The sequence below is a fragment of the Paenibacillus sp. FSL R7-0312 genome (assembly GCF_038004445.1).
In the GTDB taxonomy this organism is placed as follows: Bacteria; Bacillota; Bacilli; order Paenibacillales; family Paenibacillaceae; genus Paenibacillus_AQ.
Map to the genome: position 1 here is coordinate 893,348 of NZ_JBBORE010000001.1, position 19,761 is coordinate 913,108.

Annotated in this window: 15 protein-coding genes and 1 riboswitch; of the genes, 4 read left to right on the top strand and 11 right to left on the bottom strand. The window is 52.4% G+C overall.

Going from position 1 to position 19,761, the window contains the following annotated elements; all coding sequences use genetic code 11:
- Window positions 1-90 precede the first annotated feature (90 nt).
- A complete protein-coding gene (locus tag MKX70_RS03785; RefSeq protein WP_340839567.1) occupies window positions 91-1,554 on the bottom strand; it encodes an NAD(P)/FAD-dependent oxidoreductase in 1,464 nt (487 codons plus the stop codon).
- 122 nt (window positions 1,555-1,676) lie between these two features.
- Window positions 1,677-1,776: riboswitch (purine riboswitch) on the bottom strand.
- A gap of 215 nt (window positions 1,777-1,991) precedes the next feature.
- Between MKX70_RS03785 and MKX70_RS03790 the strand changes: the two genes are divergently transcribed.
- Window positions 1,992-3,086: a GGDEF domain-containing protein gene (locus tag MKX70_RS03790; protein WP_340839568.1), complete on the top strand. Its 1,095-nt coding sequence runs from the start codon at window positions 1,992-1,994 to the stop codon at window positions 3,084-3,086.
- 90 nt (window positions 3,087-3,176) lie between these two features.
- Here MKX70_RS03790 and MKX70_RS03795 read toward each other — a convergent pair whose 3' ends face one another.
- On the bottom strand, window positions 3,177-6,317 hold the full coding sequence (locus MKX70_RS03795) for an EAL domain-containing protein (protein ID WP_052415917.1): 3,141 nt from the start codon (window positions 6,315-6,317) through the stop codon (window positions 3,177-3,179).
- Between the two features lie 347 nt (window positions 6,318-6,664).
- On the opposite strand from MKX70_RS03795, the gene MKX70_RS03800 reads away from it, so the two are divergent.
- Window positions 6,665-6,808 (top strand): hypothetical protein, encoded by a 144-nt coding sequence (locus MKX70_RS03800; RefSeq protein WP_171720322.1) that lies wholly within the window; start codon window positions 6,665-6,667, stop codon window positions 6,806-6,808.
- Between the two features lie 184 nt (window positions 6,809-6,992).
- Complete coding sequence (locus MKX70_RS03805) at window positions 6,993-9,317, top strand: TPM domain-containing protein (protein WP_340839569.1); 2,325 nt, start codon at window positions 6,993-6,995, stop codon at window positions 9,315-9,317.
- A 128-nt stretch (window positions 9,318-9,445) separates the two neighbouring features.
- Here MKX70_RS03805 and MKX70_RS03810 read toward each other — a convergent pair whose 3' ends face one another.
- On the bottom strand, window positions 9,446-10,327 hold the full coding sequence (locus tag MKX70_RS03810; protein WP_340839570.1) for a LysR family transcriptional regulator: 882 nt from the start codon (window positions 10,325-10,327) through the stop codon (window positions 9,446-9,448).
- Window positions 10,328-10,445: 118 nt separating this feature from the next.
- Here MKX70_RS03810 and MKX70_RS03815 point away from each other — a divergent pair, with 118 nt between their 5' ends.
- Window positions 10,446-10,916 carry a rhodanese-like domain-containing protein gene (locus tag MKX70_RS03815; RefSeq protein ID WP_340781218.1) on the top strand — a complete coding sequence of 157 codons (471 nt, stop codon included), beginning with the start codon at window positions 10,446-10,448 and terminating at the stop codon, window positions 10,914-10,916.
- A 98-nt stretch (window positions 10,917-11,014) separates the two neighbouring features.
- Here MKX70_RS03815 and MKX70_RS03820 read toward each other — a convergent pair whose 3' ends face one another.
- The 8 genes from MKX70_RS03820 to MKX70_RS03855 all read right to left on the bottom strand — a co-directional run bounded on the left by MKX70_RS03820 (window position 11,015) and on the right by MKX70_RS03855 (window position 19,613).
- The gene (locus MKX70_RS03820) at window positions 11,015-11,803 is read right to left on the bottom strand and encodes a formate/nitrite transporter family protein (RefSeq protein WP_039299406.1); all 789 of its coding nucleotides are present in this window, start codon (window positions 11,801-11,803) and stop codon (window positions 11,015-11,017) included.
- 332 nt (window positions 11,804-12,135) lie between these two features.
- Complete coding sequence (locus MKX70_RS03825; protein ID WP_039299403.1) at window positions 12,136-13,230, bottom strand: toxic anion resistance protein; 1,095 nt, start codon at window positions 13,228-13,230, stop codon at window positions 12,136-12,138.
- A 13-nt stretch (window positions 13,231-13,243) separates the two neighbouring features.
- On the bottom strand, window positions 13,244-13,966 hold the full coding sequence (locus tag MKX70_RS03830) for a hypothetical protein (RefSeq protein WP_340781221.1): 723 nt from the start codon (window positions 13,964-13,966) through the stop codon (window positions 13,244-13,246).
- A 36-nt stretch (window positions 13,967-14,002) separates the two neighbouring features.
- Window positions 14,003-15,058: an ATP-grasp domain-containing protein gene (locus tag MKX70_RS03835; protein WP_042231976.1), complete on the bottom strand. Its 1,056-nt coding sequence runs from the start codon at window positions 15,056-15,058 to the stop codon at window positions 14,003-14,005.
- Window positions 15,055-15,888, bottom strand: coding sequence for an HAD family hydrolase (locus MKX70_RS03840; protein ID WP_340781223.1), 834 nt, complete (start codon window positions 15,886-15,888; stop codon window positions 15,055-15,057). Before MKX70_RS03840 ends, MKX70_RS03835 begins: the two co-directional genes overlap by 4 nt.
- A complete protein-coding gene (locus MKX70_RS03845) occupies window positions 15,885-17,039 on the bottom strand; it encodes a cysteine protease StiP family protein (RefSeq protein ID WP_042231973.1) in 1,155 nt (384 codons plus the stop codon). The genes MKX70_RS03840 and MKX70_RS03845 overlap by 4 nt, the downstream gene beginning before the upstream one ends.
- On the bottom strand, window positions 17,036-18,328 hold the full coding sequence (locus MKX70_RS03850) for a phosphoribosyltransferase family protein (RefSeq protein WP_042241368.1): 1,293 nt from the start codon (window positions 18,326-18,328) through the stop codon (window positions 17,036-17,038). Before MKX70_RS03850 ends, MKX70_RS03845 begins: the two co-directional genes overlap by 4 nt.
- 76 nt (window positions 18,329-18,404) lie before the next feature.
- Window positions 18,405-19,613, bottom strand: a complete 1,209-nt coding sequence (locus tag MKX70_RS03855) for an HpcH/HpaI aldolase/citrate lyase family protein (protein WP_042231968.1) — start codon at window positions 19,611-19,613, stop codon at window positions 18,405-18,407.
- Between the last annotated feature and the right edge of the window lie 148 nt (window positions 19,614-19,761).

Here is a 19,761-nt window from a genome sequence, read left to right on the forward strand (position 1 = left end):
TCTAACATATAACCTCCCAAAAAAAGGACAGCCGTGTACACCGCAGCTTCTGCGTGTAAGGCTGTCCTTCGGGCATCCACCTGGGCGGTTCTACAGAACTGCCGGTTGTACGTTTCCCTCTTGTTTAATCTTAGCCATCATTCCCCGGGCGATCCATACTCCGGCCGCTCCGGCCTGTGCAAGGCCGCGGGTAATGCCTGCACCGTCGCCTCCGCAGTAGAGCCCGGAGATCTCGGTCTCGAATTGCTCTGTCAGCTTAGGCCGGGCAGAATAGAACTTCGCCTCAACTCCGTAGAACAGCGTATGCTCGGAGGCAATACCCGGTGTAACCTTCTCCAGCGCCTCGACCATCTCAATCAGGCTCTTCATCGTGATGTACGGCAGGACCAGACCCAGATCACCAGGCACCGCTTCCTTCAGCGTGGGCTCAAGGAACCCTTCCTTGATCCGTGTCTCCGTAGAACGGCGGCCGCGCAGGATATCGCCATACTTCTGCACGATCACACCGCCGCTGGACAGATCATTGGCCCGCTTACAGATTTCCCGGGCATATTCATTCGGTTTATCAAACGGCTCGGTGAAGGTATGGGAGACCAGGAGAGCAAAGTTGGTGTTCTTGGAACCTAACGCCGGGTCCTTGTAGGAGTGTCCGTTCGCTGCCATCACTCCGCTGTGATTCTCCACGACAACATGTCCTGAAGGATTGCTGCAGAAGGTGCGGACCCGTGTCCCCACAGATGTATTGAAGATGAATTTCCCCTCATAGAGATGTTCGTTAATCTCTCGCATCACCACATCAGAGGTTTCCACGCGCACCCCTACATCCACCTGATTATTATACATTTTGAGCCGGCGTTTCTTCAGCACCGCGGTCAGCCAGGCAGATCCGTCACGTCCCGGAGCAATCATTACCTGATCCGCTTCATGGCTCTCACCATTCTTCAAGGTAATGCCCGTAATGCGATGTGCACCGTTCTCCTTGACGGTAACAATATCTTCTACCTCAGTCTTATACAGCATATCAATGCGCGTCTTCAAATATTCGTATATGGATTTCAGGATTTCCAGATTCTGTTCTGTTCCTAGATGGCGGACCTGCGCACGCAGCAGCTTAAGCCCTGCCGCATACCCCCGCTGCTCAATCCCGCGGATGCTCTCGGTAGTCGGATCGGTAATAACCGGCGTGGCCCCGTGCTCCAGGTTGATGCCGTCAACATACTCAATCAGCTCCATCACCCTGGAAGGAGGCAGATAATCGGTCATCCAGCCGCCGAACTCGGTCGTGATGTTGAATTTGCCGTCACTGTACGCACCTGCACCGCCAAAGCCTGCAGTAATCGAACAGGCCGGCAGACATCCGGCGAATTCCTTACGGCCCGAAGCCGGAGGGCAGAGCTTGATTTTCTCCTCCAGAATCGGGCAATTCCGGCGGTAGATATCATGGCCCTTGTCCACCAGCAGGATCTTCAGCTCCGGTGCTTTAAGTGTCAATTCATAGCAGGCGAATATTCCGGCCGGACCGGCTCCAACAACAATCACATCATATTTACTCATAGGTTCTCTGTTCCTCCCAGGATGAAACGGCTGCCCTCAGTGGATAAGGGCTGCTCTGTTTCTGCGATAAATATAAATTCACTTACGCAAACAGCACAAAAATCCCGACCTCTTCATAGGTATGCAAAATGCACCCTATTCGTAGCCAGGAATTTACGGTTCCCTGTAGAAACCCCCAAACCTTATCATTGAGGATATACGAACAGCTTAGCTCATTATTGTGAGCCAATTGGAATTCTACAGAAATTATGCGAATGTGTCAAGGATATATCGTATTAATAATTCGTGTTTGTATCATTATATCAGCATGAATAGCTATAAATACCTAGTATTAATCACCAAAACACGAACAATGATCGCAGAATCGGATTAGGGAGGAAAATCGGGATAATTGTCGAATATATAAGTATATTGCCACTGGAAAAGAGGAACATCTTATGCACATCCCACCGCCAACTCCTCGCCAAATGTACTGGAACCGCGTCCTCCTCAACACCTTTTGGATGGTCCTGTTTGTTTATCTGGCAAGCCAGCTATTTGTTGCCTTATCCATGTGGGGCCACCGGCCTGAGCTCTCCGGCGGGCAATATTTCATTAACCACATAGTGATCCCCGACTCCATACTGCTCGTCTTGCTTCTGATTCTCGAGGTTGTACATAAATGGAAACCGCTGATGTCCGAGTTCTCAATTATTGTCACCAGTCATCTGTACGGCATTCTGATAATCATGAATCTGAGCACGGAGTTTCATGTGAAGCCGCTCATTATGCTGCTTCCGCTTCTGGTATCCATGATCTATCTGAAGGACAATTATCTGAAGGCTTCCTCGGTTATTTGCCTGATCTATATCATTATGCTGTTCCTCAACACAGCTACCTATGACTATACCCTGCGTATCCAGAACATTATTATCACCCTTATCTTCGCAGGAACTTCACTGGCCGGATTCGGCGTCATTGCACGGGGACGGGATCTTATGCAGTCACTGGAGAATTCGGTGAAATCGGAGCAGGAGCTGCGCATTCAGAATATTATTATGGACAGGCTGTCCAAGATTGACCCCTTGACCGACTTGTACAATCACAAGACCTTTCATGAATATCTGGGCTGGCTGATTGAGCATCAGCAGAGCAACCCTTTTCCCCTGCAGCTGGCGGTCCTGGATATCGACAATTTCAAAAAAGTAAATGACCAGTATGGCCACTGGGTTGGCGATATTGTACTGAAGCAGGTAGCTGCAGTCATGCTGCAGCATATCGGATCGGATGACTTCGCAGCCCGGTACGGCGGTGAAGAGTTCGTTATCATTCTGACCGCCAAGCCGCTGGAGGATTCCGTGCGGGTTATGGACAAGATCCTAACCGGAATTGCCGGCCTGCTAATCAATGAAATGGAGAATAGATCGGTTACTGTCAGCATCGGCATGCATGATTATAATGGAACCGATTCGAAGAGCTCCACTTTTCAGCAGGCAGACGATGCCCTGTATGAAGCCAAAAAAACAGGCAAGAACAAAATCGTCATCTTCTAGCTGCGAATAAACATTTACTAGTTCAAAAAAGCGGGTCCACAGGCATATTATCCATGCCCGGGACCCGCTTTTACTATGTAATCTATAGCCCTAATTCAGATGATCTACTTCATAACGCTTCTGCGGCACGAGCAGTTCAATTACTTCGCGCTGCGGCACCGGCCGGCTGATCAGGTAGCCCTGAACCTTGTCGCAGTTCGCTTCCTTGAGGAAGGCCAGCTGGCTGGCATCCTCCACGCCCTCGGCCACAACATCCAGGCCCATTTTATGGCCCAGAATGATGATCGTCTGGACGAAGGACTGGCTATAGGCTTTATCCGCAAGGGAATCAATGAAAATTTTGTCCATTTTGAGTGTCGAGATCGGCAGCTGCTGAAGATAGCTTAAGGAGGAATACCCCGTTCCGAAATCATCCAACGCAATCCGGATACCGCGCGACTTCAGGAATTCCAGCTTGCTGACGGTGCTCTCGAACGATTCCATGAATATGGATTCCGTAATCTCCAGCTCCAGACTGCTCGGCTCAACACCGCTCTCTTCCAGACTATCCAGCACAATCTCCACGAAATCATCCTGCAGCAGCTGAATAATGGAGATATTCACTGATATTTTATAAGAGATTCCGGTAAGCTGGTGGATGCTGTTCATGAATTTGCAGGCCTCCCGCAGCACCCATTCCCCGATATAAATAATCAGTCTGGAATCCTCGGCAATCTTGATGAAGGAGAGCGGGGAGACAAAACCGAGCACCGGACTGTTCCAGCGGATCAAAGCCTCGAATCCCGAGATCAGTCCCGTCTCAATCTGCACCTGCGGCTGATAATGCAGCTCAAATTCATTATTGTTCATGGCACTCCGCAGATGCTTCTCAATGTTCATCCGTTCATTAAATGCCGTATGCATCGATTTATCATAAACCACATAGGTGCTTTTCCCTTCTTCTTTGGCCCGGTACATCGCTACGTCAGCATTCTTCAGAATCTCCTCTGTCGTCTCCCCGTCTTCCGGGTAGAAGGAGATCCCGATGCTACAGGAGACGTACAGGTTGCTCTCGCCGATGAGGAAGGATTTGCGGAAGGAGCGCATAATGTCCTCGGCCAAATTCAGCACATCCACGCGGCTCTCTATGTCTTTGAGAAACACTACAAATTCGTCGCCGCCGAGCCGGGAGAGCATGTCCCCTTCCCGGACTACCGACTGCAGGCGCTCGCTGGCCTTGCGGATCAGAACATCGCCGGATTTATGTCCTAGCGTATCGTTAATATACTTGAAGTTGTCCGTGTCCACGAACAGCAGCGCCGCTCTCCCCCCCGGCCGGCGGAAATAATTCTCCATCGTCTCCAGCAGACAGATCCGGTTCGGCAGATTGCTGAGCGAATCCACATAAGCCAGGCGATGCATATTCTTCTGATTTTCCAGCAGCATCTCATATTGCCCTACAAGCTCCTGCTGCGTAGCCGTAAGCTGCTCATAGGTCGCTTCAAGCTCCTGATAGCTGTTATTCAGACTGAACTCCGCCTGCTTCCGCTTGCTGATATCAATCAGCGAGCCCAGGAACAGTACGATTTGGTCTCTGGGGTCCACAATCGCCTTCCCCCTAACCTCAAACCAGACATAAACGTCATCTTTGGTCTTCATCCGGTACTCGGTTTCGTAGATCGGAGTCAGCCCGGTAAGATGCTCCTGTCTGGCTTTGCGTGCAGATTCCTGATCATCCGGATGAATGATGCTGAGCACACCGCCTTCGAAGGCGTTGATCTCTTCCTCAGAGTAGCCCATGACCTCATACCAGCGGTCCGAGAGCTTGTAGAAGCCGCTATCCCAGTCGAGCTCCCACATATAGGCACCTGAGCCTTCGGAGGCCAGACGGAAACGCCGTTCACTGACGCCCAGCCGGTTGAACTGGTCCTGCAGCTCAACCTCCGTTGCCGCAAGCTCCTCATAGGTAGATTCCAGTTCCTCGTAACTGAGCTGCAGCTTAAGCTCGTTCTGTTTGCGTTCATCGATATCAAGCCCGACCAGGACAAATATATCCTCCGCCTGATCATCCATCCCCTTGATCAGGGTAGTGCGGATGGAGAAATAATGCGCAACCGGAGAATGCTCCGGAAGCTTCACCTCCACATTAGTCACATAATCGAGATAGACCGCTTTGGTAAGGAGATCCCTCAGCACTGCCGCTCCACCCTCAAGACCAGGCAGGTCATCGATACTCACACCGAGCACATCCTTCTCTGAAAGCCCGGTCATTTTCTCAGCATATTGATTGAAGCGCACGCTCCGCTTGTCCCCATGAACCGCCCATATGATCATCCCGGTATTCTCGATCACATCCTCGAAGAATTCCTGTTCGGAGTGGATCGTCCGGCGCAGACGCCGGATATAGATCCGGAGCAGCACAGAACCAAATACCAGCAGAACAACCCCTATGGCCACTCCTGATATAATTCTATTACGGATCATGGACTGATGATAATCCGAGTGAGCGAAGAAATATTGTTGATACAGCTCCTCGAATGCCCCGGAGCGTTCCAGGCGCTCCAGTCTGGCATTCACATAAGACACCAGCTCCGGCTTGGTCTTGCTGATGCCATAAGCGACATCCTGAGGATAAAGATTGTTCATTTTGCGGATAATCGTTCCGGTCAGCCCCTGTTCAACAATCAGATAATCCACCACCCCCTGATTCTCGAACAGCAGATCAATCTCGCCTTTGCGCAGAGCCTCCACTGCTTCAGGTACGGTCGCATATTCTATGTATTGTGAGGATGGGATTCCCACACTATTCTGCAGAACAGTTTCCGAATACTGTTCCTTGCCTACACCGATTCTGTAATTTTTCAACGTGCTCAGCTTCACTTCTTCACTAAGCTCCTGGCGGGAATAGACGGAAATGTAGCTCCTTAGCACAGGTCTTGAGAACAAGGTATCCTGCTTTCTCGCCTCGGTTATGGCCATGAGTCCGGTCGTGTCGATCTTGCCCTCGGTCAGCAGGCTGTATGTACTTTCCCATTCCCCGGTGCTGTATAGAAGAAGGTAATCCTTTTTCTCAAAAATCATACTCGTCAGATCAATATCAAAACCTGTCAGATATCCGTTCTGTATGTACTTGTAGGGGGGGTATTCCAGTTCTGCCTGGTACTTAATATCCTGTCTTTTGGCGTGAGCGGCAGCGGGGGGTGTAATCATGAGCACGATGCCAATTAGAAGCAAGAGTTTACACCGCTTCATCGCAATTCTCCTTTGTCCCATAAAAATCGGCTAAACGCATTTATATGAAGCTGTATTCGACAAAAAATGGTAAGGTTCCTGCTAGTTATGCTTCAGTTCTGATAAAATGTGCAAATTCTGCAGAAACGTTGATTTATTGTCGAAGAAGCTCGCGGAAGCGGCTTTGTCGCCCCTTTTAAGGACGGTATTGTTTCAACGGGAATTTTAAAATAAGAAACTTTATATTTGTATTGCTTTTTGGGAGCAAAATGTGGATAATAACAATAACGGTTGATAATGATTATCATTATTGAATATCTATTATTCGTTACTTTACTATATCTGAGTTAAAAGGAGACTGAACACCCATGAACGCAGCCACCACCCGGACCGCATTACAGGTTGACGATTACCTGGATCTGCTCAATCTTGCTGTAAAAGTCGGAGATATGAAATGGCAAAAAGAGATCAAGTCCAGATTGCAGTATATCCTCTGTCTGCAAACCCGGTAGATAATTCCACACACAACTATAGAAGAATATATATGGCCGCATTTCCGTTACGGGAATGCGGCTTTTTTTGCGGTACACGAGGGCTAATTCCGGGACGGCTGCATCTGAGGTCTCCGGAATGTTTAATGATATAATGATTAGCATAATATAACGAACAACAGCCCATAGATCGGAGTGTGCAGAATTGAGAAAAATTTTCGCCTTGGTCTTACTATTATCCTTGCTCCGGATCCCCGGCGTCTATGCTGCGGATATTCCTGTACAGCAGGGAGTTGTTACTGATGAAGCCGGCTTACTTACTGCGCAGGAAGCAGAAGCTATCACCCGGATGGCCGCAACGGACCGCTATACTCTCTATATCCTGACTATAGACTCATTAGACGGCGCGGACCCAGCCAGTTATGCAGATAAGGTATACGATACCTGGAAGCTGAAGACCCGGGATATCCTGCTTCTGATCGCTTACGGAGACCAGCAAACGGAGATTAACTTCGATAATCCGCAGCTGCAGAACTCACTCAATGCCTGGTCACAGAACCTCGGCGGCGCTTCAGGCAGCGCGGCAATCACTAAGCTGCTGGAGACTTACTTCAATCCTTATGCCAGAGACGGCGATTTCGCCGGAGGAATCAGCGCTGTTATTAAGGAGCTTCAGGCTGTGGACAGCGGGCAGGGCAGTGCTGCCGGAGGAACTGCTGGAGGTGGTACAGGTGGTACTGCGGGTGGCGGATCAGGCGGCAGCGGCGGGACAGCCGGAAGCAGCGGATCGGGCACGGCCGAAACCGCCAGGGGCGGACTATCCTTCATATCACTCGCCGCTATTGTAGCCGGGGCCGCATTACTGGTGTTCCTGCTGTACGTGCTGATTACAGGAATGCGCCGCCGCAGCGGGCTTGCCAGGCAGCAGGAACTATTATCTGACCTGCTGGTACGGGCGAATCGCGCCCTCGAATCCCTTCAGCCCTTCCAGGGAATCGTGCAGGGCAAGACCGGAGAACTGGTCGAGGGCATATCGAAGCGCCTGACCTCGCAGCTGGTCGAGATCTCAGCGCTGCAGCAGACAAGCGGGCAAGGCGCCCTGCCGCCCTTCTACCGCCTGTCCGCCCTCAAAGCTGCAACAGAACAGCTTCAGCAGACGGAAAGTAATTTCCGCGCCTCGCTTGAAGAGGAAGAGAAGAATATTGCTGTCATCAGCGATGCCGACCGGAACGTCAAGCAGCAGATCACTGAATTGAAGCAGGATGCGCCAGAGCTTGACGGACAATTGCAGCAAGCGGCCCAAGCGACCGGCTATCCGCTGCAGGAAATCGCCGAGGACCTGGAGGCGCTGGCCGCACAAACCGCCAAAGCTGACCAGCTGGAGCTGTTTGACCCGATTGCCGCACAGGATATTACTGAAGAGGCGCAGGAGCGCCAGGAGCAAATTGAGCGGGACCTGCAGGATGTAGATGCTTTTGACGATAAGCTGAAGGCATTCCCCGGGGTTCTGGCCGCTGCCCGCAGCCGCATTTCCGGGCTGATTGAGCAGAACTCCCTGCACAATATGAAGGTTAAGCCCTATGACAGTCTGGAGCAGGCTTCGGCTGCCGCCGGGTCCCTGGAGGCGCCTCTGCGCAGCGGCGACATGGATGAGGTGCGGCGGATCGGTGCCGCGCTGGACGCGCTGCTGGCTGAAGCCGTCGCCATGACGGAGCGCCAGGCCATGATCCGGCAGAGCAACCGCGCAGATCTGGAGACGGTGCGCAGCAAATGGGGCAGCTTGACCCAGCGGCGCAATGAGCTGCAGGGCAAGCTCACTGAGGCGAGGAACCAGTTCGCCCGCCAGCATCTGGACAGTCTGGAGAAGACGCTTGAGGAGACAGGTGCCGCCCTGCGGCAAGGCGCAGGCGAAGTGCCGCAGCTTGAGACCTGGACCAGCGATGCACGCGGTGAATATGAGAATGCGCGCAGCGGACTTGACCGGCTGCTAACGCTGCAGGACGAGACTGAAGGCAAATTCAGCAGTATCGACAGCAGTCTGAGCTCTCTGTACGAACGTCTGGACAGCCTGAGAAGGCTGTTCACGGAAGGACAGAGCCGGGTCGATGCGGCACAGAGTCTGCTGCATAGCAGAGGTATTGCTGCACAGAGCCGCTTCCAGCTGTCCCTGCTGCCGGAGTATGCCGAGCTGGAGCAGCGCCTGTCCGCCCGTCCATACAATCTGGATGAACTGGAGAGTACAGGTCGTTCTTACGCATCGCAGATTTCCAGCTTCGTGGAAGAAGCGAACCGGCTTGTCCGCCAGAAGGAAGAGGCAGAGCGGGCGGCCCGCCTGGCAATGATCCGGGAACAGCAGCGCAGAGAACAGGCCCGCAAGCGGATGTCCTCCGGGCCGCCCTCCTCGGGCGGATTCGGCGGCGGACGTTCCTCCGGCGGCTCCTCCTGGGGCGGCGGAGGCCGGTCGTCGGGCGGCTCTTCCTGGGGCGGCGGCAAGTCCGGCAGGAATTCTTCCGGCGGCTCCAAGTGGTAGACGGCGGATTGCCGGAAGCGGTATAGACATATTTAAGACGGCTTCAGCCAGGGTTTGGCTGAAGCCGTCTTTTTCTGAAGAACCTGTATAAGTCTCGGGGGTGGCTAATGCTTAGAATGTAAGATGTGTTATACAGGCTGCTGCAGCTGCATATGGGCAATGAACTCCATGAACACAGGGGATAGCCGCTGCTCCTTGCGGTAGATAAGCTGAATATAGAACGGATCCAGCTGCCCGGCCAGGGGAATTCCGGTTAATGCGCCGGTGCGCAGCTCCTCTTCCACCGCATACCGCGGCAGAAAGGCCGTCCCCCAGCTGTGCTTCACCGCCTGCTTGATCCCCTCGAGATTCCCAAACTCCATATCTACACGCGCAGTTATACCGGATTCCCTGAGCACATGCAGCAGCTGCTTCCGATAAGTGCAGGTACTCTCTGTCAGCACCAGCGGTTCCCCCTCCAGACGCTCCGGGGTAACCGCCCTTTCCGCTGCCATGGGATGCTCCGGATGGGTGATCACATACAGCTGCTCCTCCCGCAGCGGCAGAGTAACCAGTTCCCCCGACGCATACGGAACATCAAAGATCAGACCGAAATGGGCCGTTTTATCTTTGACTGCGGCGATGATATCTTCTTCAGAACCGGGCTGTACCCGCAGCTGCATTCCGGGATGCTGCTCCCGGTACCGTTGCAGCCGGTGAGGCAGATAATAAGCGGCTAACGTCTCAATGGCTCCAATATTCAGCACTCCCTGATCACCGCCGGAGATTATCCCTTTAGCTTCTGCACTCAGCGCCAGCATTTGCCGGGCATACGGGAGCAGATTGCTGCCGGCGAAGGTTGGAATCATCCCCCTGCCCGAACGCTCCAGCAGAATGGCTCCGTACAGCTCCTCCAGCTTGGCAATCTGCGCCGTCACACTCGATTGTGCGTAACCCAGCACTTCTGCCGCCCGGGTATAACTTCCGTGGTCCGCCACTGTACAAAAGGTCCGCAAATAGGTTAATTCCATACACAGTTCTCCTGAATTATCAATATTTTCGATATTTAGTATCACAGACTATAGATAACTCCAATTATAGTTCTCTTATATAATAAAACCAACCCATTTAACCAAGGAGGACTCTGCAATGAAACTTCAGGCGAAATCTCAAGTACTGGCTGCTCCGGCAGCAGCCTCCGCAGATGCGGTACACTATTTCACGGCCAAAGCAGCATTCGAGACCGATGTGGCCGATGTGGCTTACGATCTGCGTGAAGGGATCACCGGCTTTCAGCTGGTCGATGTCCGCGATGCCCGTTCATATGAAGAGGCCCACCTGCCGGGAGCCCTCTCCCTGCCCTCCGGGCGGATAAACCATACTTCTCCGGAGCTGCCCAAAGAAGATGTTCTAATTCTGTATTGCTGGGGCCCCGCCTGCAATGGAGCCAGTAAAGCTGCAGCCAGACTGGCTGCCCAGGGCTACCTCGTCAAGGAGATGCTCGGCGGTATCGAGTATTGGCGCAAGGAAGGGGGCAGACTGGAGGGCACCCTGCAAGAGGAAGCTCCGCTGTACTATAGCATGCTCCACTCCACTTCTCAGAGTGAGTCCTCCGGCTGATCATTAATTTAAGCCATCCCTGCTCCATGCCGGAGCAATAACAAACCAGCCCCGCCTTCATCAGAAGAACGGGGCTGGTTTGAATTAATATAGCCGCTTTAATGAGACTCCTCATCCAGGAACGGCTTATTCACATAGTAATACATCACGCCCATCAGCACACCGCCGCCAATGAGATTGCCCAGAGTGACCGGTACGAGATTATGCACAACGCCCCCCCATGATATGGTGCCGGGGTGATCCAGAACAAGGGCAATCGCGAAGGTACACATGTTGGCAATACTGTGCTCATACCCGGAGATGAAGAAACAGAACACGAATAGAACCATGGCGAACATTTTGGCTCCGTCGCTTTTCATCGACATAGGGACGAAGAAGGCCAGACAGACGAGCCAGTTACAGAGAATAGCCCGGAAGAACAGCTGCAGCGCCGGGGCTTCCATCTTGTGAGCCACCACATTCAGCAGAAACCCGTTCACAGAGGAATCATAGAATAATCCGGTCAAAAAAATCAGCAGGGCGAACGCCGTAGCCCCAAGGATATTACCGATGTAGCTCACTACCCACATCCGCACTACCTCAGTCCATGCCATCTTGCGTCTCAAGGCCGCGTAGGTGTAATAGAAGGTATCTCCGGTAAATAAATCTCCCCCGCCATAGGAAATGAGGATGATGGCTGCGCCGAACGTAATCGCAGCCATCGGATAGGTCATCGGCGACTGTTCCATATAGAAGAAGTTGCCGGTCTTAAACGCTACGATAACGCCGAACCCGATAAACATGCTGGCGAGCATGGCTCTGGCAATATACCGCAATATGCTTTGCCGGAAGATCTTCTGTTTCTTCAGTGCCAGCTTCTCAACCTGCAGCAGTGCCTCGTTCTCCATTTGACCTCCGTATTAGCTTCGTATTTTCAGTGATTGTAGAGGCTGCTGTACAGCCTCCGGGTTATTATACCCAATAAACCGCTGGAAATTGCTTGAACCACAGAGCGTCAATATTTATGGAGCCGCACACCATCCGAGCCTGCTTTACAGGCCTCCATCATTCGGGTCATTCAGCCTGGCAATTGCCTCCGCTTTCTCACTGCTGGCTACGACGATAAGCACAACTATCAAGCATCCCAGAATCATCCGCTTATCCCCTCTTTCTCCACAGGTCGCCTTAGTGACAACTTATGTGGGAGAGAGGGGCATTATGAATGCCACGGATCAAATCATCAGTTCAAAAAGCTGCTCAGCCCATTCTCCGCCTGCTTCAATGCCTGCGGCTGCGAGCCCTCATTAAGCCCAAGCCGGTTGTTCAGCTGGGTGTTGATGGTCGTCATTTTGGATGTATAATCCTGGCAGCTCTCGATAATCCGCCGGTTGGACTGCTCCGAGGTATCCAGGGCACTGAGCAGATCGCCTATCGCCTGATTCACAGCTTCGAGTGACATGGACGGCTTGGAGAGCAGTTCTGTTGTCTTCTCGGTAGTTGTACGCAGCAACCGTGCATTCTCCTTGAACTGATCCTCGATCGTCTTATTGGTGGCTTCCACAGCGTTAATGACATTCTCCTGATCAGCCAGGGACATGGCAATCATCGCCGACACGGTGATCAGATTAGAAGTCTTATCAATCGCGTTGTTTACGGAATCAATCAGCTTATCATTGTTGTCATTGATGATATCCGTTGCCGCAATTGCCTGATTGTAGAGCAGAATCATTTCGGTCATGGACTGAATCCGTACCATTACCTTGCGCAGTCCCCGTTCCAGATACGCCTTGCGGAATTCGTTCTCCGGCTTGGCGATTTCTACCTCGAACAGCTCCTTCAGCTTGTTGCCGAAGGCAATTTTGGTCTGCAGGTTATAGATCTCCTCCATCGAGGTGCGCTTCAGCTGGCGCATGTTGACGATGCTCTCTTCCAGCGTATCGCGGCCGTCGCGCAGACCGGTAATGATGGCATCAATATTGGTGCGGACAGACTGATATTTGTAGACATAATTTTTGAGCGGACTCTTGCGCAGCATTTTGCCGAAAAAGCTGACATTTTTGCTCTGCTGCAGCGTCTCGCACTCATTGCGCAGCTTCATAATCATATTCGGCACTTCCACCCGCTTGCCGCTCATCAGGTCATTGACCGGACGATCCAGCAGCTTCAGGGTTTGTCCTGCCTTCTCCTGCGTTTTCACGCCAAGCTTGCCGATATCATCCATCAGGGAATCCAGGGCTACAGTATCGGTCTTGGACACCTTCTCAATTAACTGGGAAGCTTCCTCCACTACCTTCTGTTCATCTTCTTTTCTCAGCTCGATCAACTGCGTGGACATGGTTTTCCTCCTCCTATAGTTCGGAACTGCTGTAACGCTGATGAATCAGTTCCGCCTTGGTCTGAAGTTCCATCAGGTCTTTATGTTCGATCGTAGACGCAATATCGGATATTTTGGTATCGACATCACGCAGACCGTTCAACAGCATTCTCCGGTTTCTCGTCTTGGCTTCGCCGCCCAGCCTCAGGAACGGATTGATCACACCGTTGAGATCCTTCAGCACCAGTCTGCGGACGGTGTGGTTGATCTCCCCGTTGCCGAGTTCCTGCAGCAGAGGAATCACACGCTGCAGTCTGGCGAACAGCGCCAGTGACTTCTCGACGATCTCATTGTCCAGCGTATCCTTCTGCCCTTCAGATATAATCATATCCTCCAGAATGCTAAGATACTCCACTACCGGAGCGAATTCCGCTCCGATGGTAATCTCCCCTCGGGTCTCAGCCCCCGCTTTGACCGCAGGAGCCTGTCCCGGCGCCGGGAGTTGGCCTGCGGCTGCGGCGCTGCCAGAGGACTGAAGCGCCCCGGCTGAAGGCCCAGGTGCCGCTGCCGGCTCTTGCCCGGCGGGAATAACCTCCACCGGGAGATTCACTCTTGTGCGCCTGAAGCCCGGCACCGCAAGGGCGGCCCCGGCAACCGGAAGCAGCAGCGAGATCAGCTCGGGCAGGAACCCGCCGGTCAATACAGCCACAACATAGCCGGCTCCGGCGTATACCAGTACTTTGAATTTAGCTTGCATTCCTTCTCACCTCTTATGAGCGTGAATGCTCCACACTCAATTCACGGAATCCGTAACCACGGATTCTCCGTTTATTTTCATGATCAGCGGCTGTTCAACATGGCTTGCCAAGACATTGTGCGCGAATTCCACAGGCTGAACTTCGCCGCCCAGAGCGCTTTTGACCGCCAGATAAGGGAAGTTAATCCCGGACAGACATGAGATATGCAGGCCCCCGGACATCCGCGGATTAATCTCAAGCAGCTTGGGTACATCGCCGCTGTATTTCATCTGGACATTGAAATTATAAGGAATCCGGTAGGTTTCAGCCACCCTGCGGGCAACCTCTTCCAGCTCCGGAATATGCTCCATCAGCCGTAGCCGTCCGCCCGCCTTACGGCGCGGGACAGCGGCAAGCAGATTCCCATGCGCATCTGCCAGACAATCAATACTATATTCATATCCCTCTAGCAGCTCCATAACCATCAGATTAGGAAAACTCTCCGCTCCGGAAAGAATACGATAAGCATCCTGGAATGAAATCAACGGTGTTACATGTCCAAACAGCTCTTCAAGCGGGCTGCGGTTATTATCTATAATCCGGAATCCGAGACCACCCTCTGTTTCGGTCGGTTTGAAGCAGACCTTATGTCCCTTGGATACGAGTTCTTCGTAGGCTTCCTTGAACTGCTCTGCATTACTTACGACATGGTAATCTGGAATCGTCATAATTCCGTTAGACTTCACACTCTCGTAGAACTTGCCTTTATCCATAATCATTTCCAGCAGGTCCTGATCGCGGCAGACCAGCACCTTCGTCCCGATGGCCTCGAACAAGGACACATGCTGGGAGATATCCAGCATATGCAGCCGCGGAATGAAAATATCAATCTCATTGCGGCGGCAGAAATCAACGCAGAACTGCACATATTCGATTCCCGTAAGCTCAGGCTCGGCCCCCGCAACATCAGCGCCCTGCAGCGACATATGGCGGATATCCGGGTGGGTGGCGAATATTTGAACCGGGATGCCGTCTTCATTGTTCCGGATGAGGTTCATGTAATGAAAAGCCACGGAAAACCAGCGATTGAAATATATATTTACCTTTTTCATTGTGGCCCAACTCCCAATGCTGTCAAATTATTATAAATCGTTTGAACATACTGCATAATCTCATCCCCGGCAAATACACCCGATTGCTTCGTGAAAGGATACTCTAAGTTTACTAGACCCGCCTGCTGCTCGGCAAATATTTCTCCGTGACAGGGGGCAATGGCATAGTCCGCAGCCGCCAGCAGGCTCTTGTCCAGCAGGGAATCGCCTGAAGCGACCATCGGCTCCGACCGGACGGTACGGCGGACATGAAGGATCGCGTCACTTTTGTTCACAGCCTCCGGCACAATGTAGAGCTTGCGCCCCTGCAGCGATACCTTCCAGCCCAGTCCATCCAGCCGCTCAGCCATGCGGGTAATCTCATCCAGCGGCAGAGAATCACGATGCACTACGAAGGTATAGAACAGCTCGTCGCAATACCGCTCGCTGGTAATCCATTCTGCCCGCACTACAGAGCGGACAATCCTTCCGGCCTCCTCAGCCGGCACGGAACCGCGTTCCACCAGCCGCCCGACAGCCGCCCGCCATTCCAGGTCCACCACACCGTTCACGAGAATATTGCCTCCATTACTGGTAACGGCATAATCCGGAATAACGGTCTCCTGGAACAGGTTGATCCGCCGGTACTGTGCGATGGTGCGCGTAGTCACCGGCATGAAGACGATCTTCGCCGCAAGCTCTTTCAGCATATCCAGAGCCTGCTGCGAAATATACGAGACCGTTCTGCCGTCAATCACTTCGGCCGGCACCAGACCGGGGGCATCCCCGGGAACTCCTATGGCATTCAAAGAGTAGATCAGTGTACGGTCCAGATCACTGGCGTAGATCATTCACTCTCCCCTTTCAGCGGCTTAATGATCCCGCAGCAGGAATACGTGAGTCCGGGGAATACCTCTACAGGTACACCGCGGTCTTCAGCCAACAGCAGAATATGCCGAAGGTTGGGATTGTCCAGCCGATCAACGAGGATTCTCCAGGGTACCCTGCGCAGTAGCACACGGGTAGTCTCGCCAACCCCCGGCTTCACCAGATTGATATTATCAATGCCGAAGGTCTCCTGAATACTGCGGATATCAGCCAGCCCCTGCCAGGTAATCTCCGGAGGATCCTCCTGCATCTCTTCAGCAAGCTTCAGCCCCTCCGCAGCCACCTCCCGGAAATAAGGAGTCACAGCTTCCACGAATACATTAGACAGATCACTATCCAGCCATTCCTTGTAGAATTTTGCCCCGTGGAACTCCTCCGGTCCGATCAGATCGTCGCGGAGCACCGTACGGCTCATCAATCCGGATACCGTAGAGTTCAGGCAAGCGCTTGGGATCAGATAATCTTCCCTTGTGCCGAAGGTTCCCGAACAATATCCGGGATCGGCGAGCACCGCCAGATCATCATTCAGGGTAATCCCATATTTCTTGTACATACCCTCGCAAGCCTCAATGAGTACCTGGCGGATAGCCCCTTTACCAGTCCAGCCATCGATGAACTGCAGCTCCGCATCAGTTCCATGCTGCTGCAGCATATATAGCACAGCATTCTCATCGATACCTTTGCCCCGTATAATCGAAATACTGTAATGCGGCAGATCGGCTTCATACCGCTCCAGAATATACCGTTTGATCAGCACGCCTATCGGGGTACCTGCTCTAGCCAGTGAGACCAGCACCGTATTCGCCGTTCCCCGCTGAGCCACAATCATCTCAGATACAACAGCTACAGCAAGCGCCACCTTCTTCGCCGTATGCTGCAGCGTCTCATGGAACAATTCGATATACTGCTCTGTCGGCTGATATTCTACAGGAAGCATCTCTGAATAATGTACACCGGACTGGATCGCTTCCTCCCGCTCGGCTGTTCCCCGCTCCAGGGATACATTGCTGAGGTCCTTAAGCAGAAAGGTAACATCGGAAGCAGGGTAGCTGCCCAGCGGAACCGGAGGGGATATTCTTCTGTTCATAATCTCTTCAATTTCTAATCCCTTCATATCCGTGAGCCTCCAGTTTCTGGTTCAGAAGCCAGTATAATAAGATGCACCTTATTACCGGCCAGCCTCTGCAAAATATCCGTCATTGGTTCAATCCGCTCCCGGGGCACCTCACGCTCAAGCAGTACGAAGATGTCGTCGTACTGGCCGGGATCAACATTATAGATGAAATTCGTAATCTCCGTGTCACCTGCGGACGGATACGCGGCTGCGCTGTGCACGCCATAGTCTGCACGCCGCTGCGGATGGATTGGACTGCGGGTGGAGGATTGATAAGACACGCCTTCCCCCATCTCCGCCGCGATCCGCATCGGCAGATACATGAACTCGCCTACGCCCATCACCAAAGTGCGGGTGCCTTCCCGCAAGTCCCGGAGCTTCCCGGCTACCCGGCTGACGCCTTCATCAATCCGCCGGTTATCTGCAGAATCCAGACCAAAACGGCCGCTGTATTTCAAATAGGGGGAGAGATTCACAACACCTTGCGCATCCGCAGAGGACACCTGCAGCCGCTCTAACCCGTCCTGTATATACGTGGTCACTAGCTCTGCAACTGCTGCGGATGGTTCTCCGCTTCCGGCTTGCGGCTTCAGCAGAGGGGTTCCAGTCACCTCAATGCTGCCTTGCAGCAAAGATAAGGCGGTGATTCTAATCCCCAGCTCCTGCTCCAGATCACGGTAAGCCTGAATATTCGCGTTGCTCCGCCAATCCAGAAGCGAAGCCACTACATACTCCCGGCGCGGGAATTTGGACTGGATATCACGAATGGTATTGATCGCCGTATTGCCGGTCGTAATCTCATCATCCACCAGCACAATCGGCTCTGTTCCCGATAATAGCTTAGGATTCAAGGCATAACAGAGATGATCTACCGCATGGGAATGCTCCTCTTCGAAGGTGACTACCGATTCCAATTCAAGAATATTCTCACGGGTCGTATGAATATATGAGGCTCCGCCGGCAAACATGTTGTACATGCTGTGGCCCAGGGCGGTAGCGGTTTCGGCAAAGCCGATAAATAGGGCAGGTTGAGGTAGAACCAGACGTGCAGCAAGCAGATCATGATAGGCCTTTTCCGCAAATTCAGGATAAATCAGTCCATGAACCGCCTCGCTCATCAGCTTGTCCATGATCTCCCGTTCAGCGCTATCCGCACTCATCTCTAAGTACAGGAGGAGAGCAAGTGCCGCTCCGCTAAGCAGAGGGGTATAGGGACCTACAGGAATATGTTTGCCAAGCACTTTGCTGACGAATAGAAAAGAGCGTTTCTTGTTGATGCGCGCGGCCATGGAGAATAAGGATTCTACGGGCATATGAAAGGGGTTGGAGGTTTCCGTCACCGTAACCTGCAGATTCTCGACGATATTAAACGTGTGTATATTCGTTCTCGGGTAGTAATCCGACAAAATGCTGTTGTTCATGTAACACCCCGTATATTTGAGATCGTAGTAAAATACGTCTAGCCCAGTTCAAATGCGGCTTAATTTCATTCATCTTGTTGTAATATTCGCTCTTGAACACTCCGCGGCTGCCATCGTTGCTGTCCACAATACTTAAGGCGTCCACATATTCTTCATGCATTACTGTATACATCGCCTGCACGGGTCTGAGATGGGAAGGATGAATGATCGTTTTGCCCACAATCCCGTTTTCCTTGTCCAAAATCACTTCACGGATCAGCCCGTCCATCGAGCTGGAGATGAAATTGTTGCGCATCTCGCGGCCATGTTTGCCGTAAGTGTCTTCAAAGGGCGTCTCACGAAGCTGCGGACGAAGTACCCGGTGCCCTTTATTGGAAAAGTATTCCCATACGGGGCCTGAGATGACATAGCCTTCTTCCACCCGGCCGAATACATTGATAATATCTGACATGCAGTCGCGGATTGGCGTCAGATCATAGATACTGATATCCGGGCTGCGCCTCAGTCCGAACAGGCTGGAGAAATCCGTTGCTCCGATTCTGACATTAAGCACATATTCACGGTATTGCCCGAGCAGATCCCGGATCGCCAGCAGGCTGTCCATCCGGCTCTCCCGGTAGATAATCGGAGCATTCTCCAGTATCGGCATCCCGTACAGCACCGGGGCTGAATAGATGCGCGTGTTATTGTAATCGGCAATGGCCTCAAAATACTCCACACCGTTCAGGGTGGAGAACTTAGGAAATACAAAGCCGGTCAGCATTGAAATTAAAGAGCCCAGCCGGAAAATCAGATCCCGCAGCTGCTCCGGATGGCGTACACGGATGAACAACAGCGGAAGACTGCTGCGCAGCTCCGGCTCATTCTCGGCGTATGCCGACAGGAAGGCCAAATGTCTTACGACTGATTCCTCTGCATAGTCAACTTCTCCGTCACCGATGGCATCCTCCAAATCTATAATAACCGTAACAAGCCCCGAGGCTCTCAGCTTAATAATATCTTCGGCAACGCTGGAACGGGTAGCAGGCATATAAAGAGCAGCTCCGACGGCATAAGCCAGTAAATCCTTGCTGGTAGTATGATCAAATGAAACCGGCGGAACATGAAATAATGAAGTTTCCTGTTCTTGCGTAAGGTAATCGAAATATCTCAAGGCCCTTCCCCCTTAATGTTGTGCCAAGCACAAAACGAATAGCCTCTCCTTATAGATAGAGAGCAGCAGAACCGGCTATGCCGTCCTCTCGGGGACGGCATCCGGCTTTCTCAAAATACAAGCAAAGGCCATGCTATAACATATAACG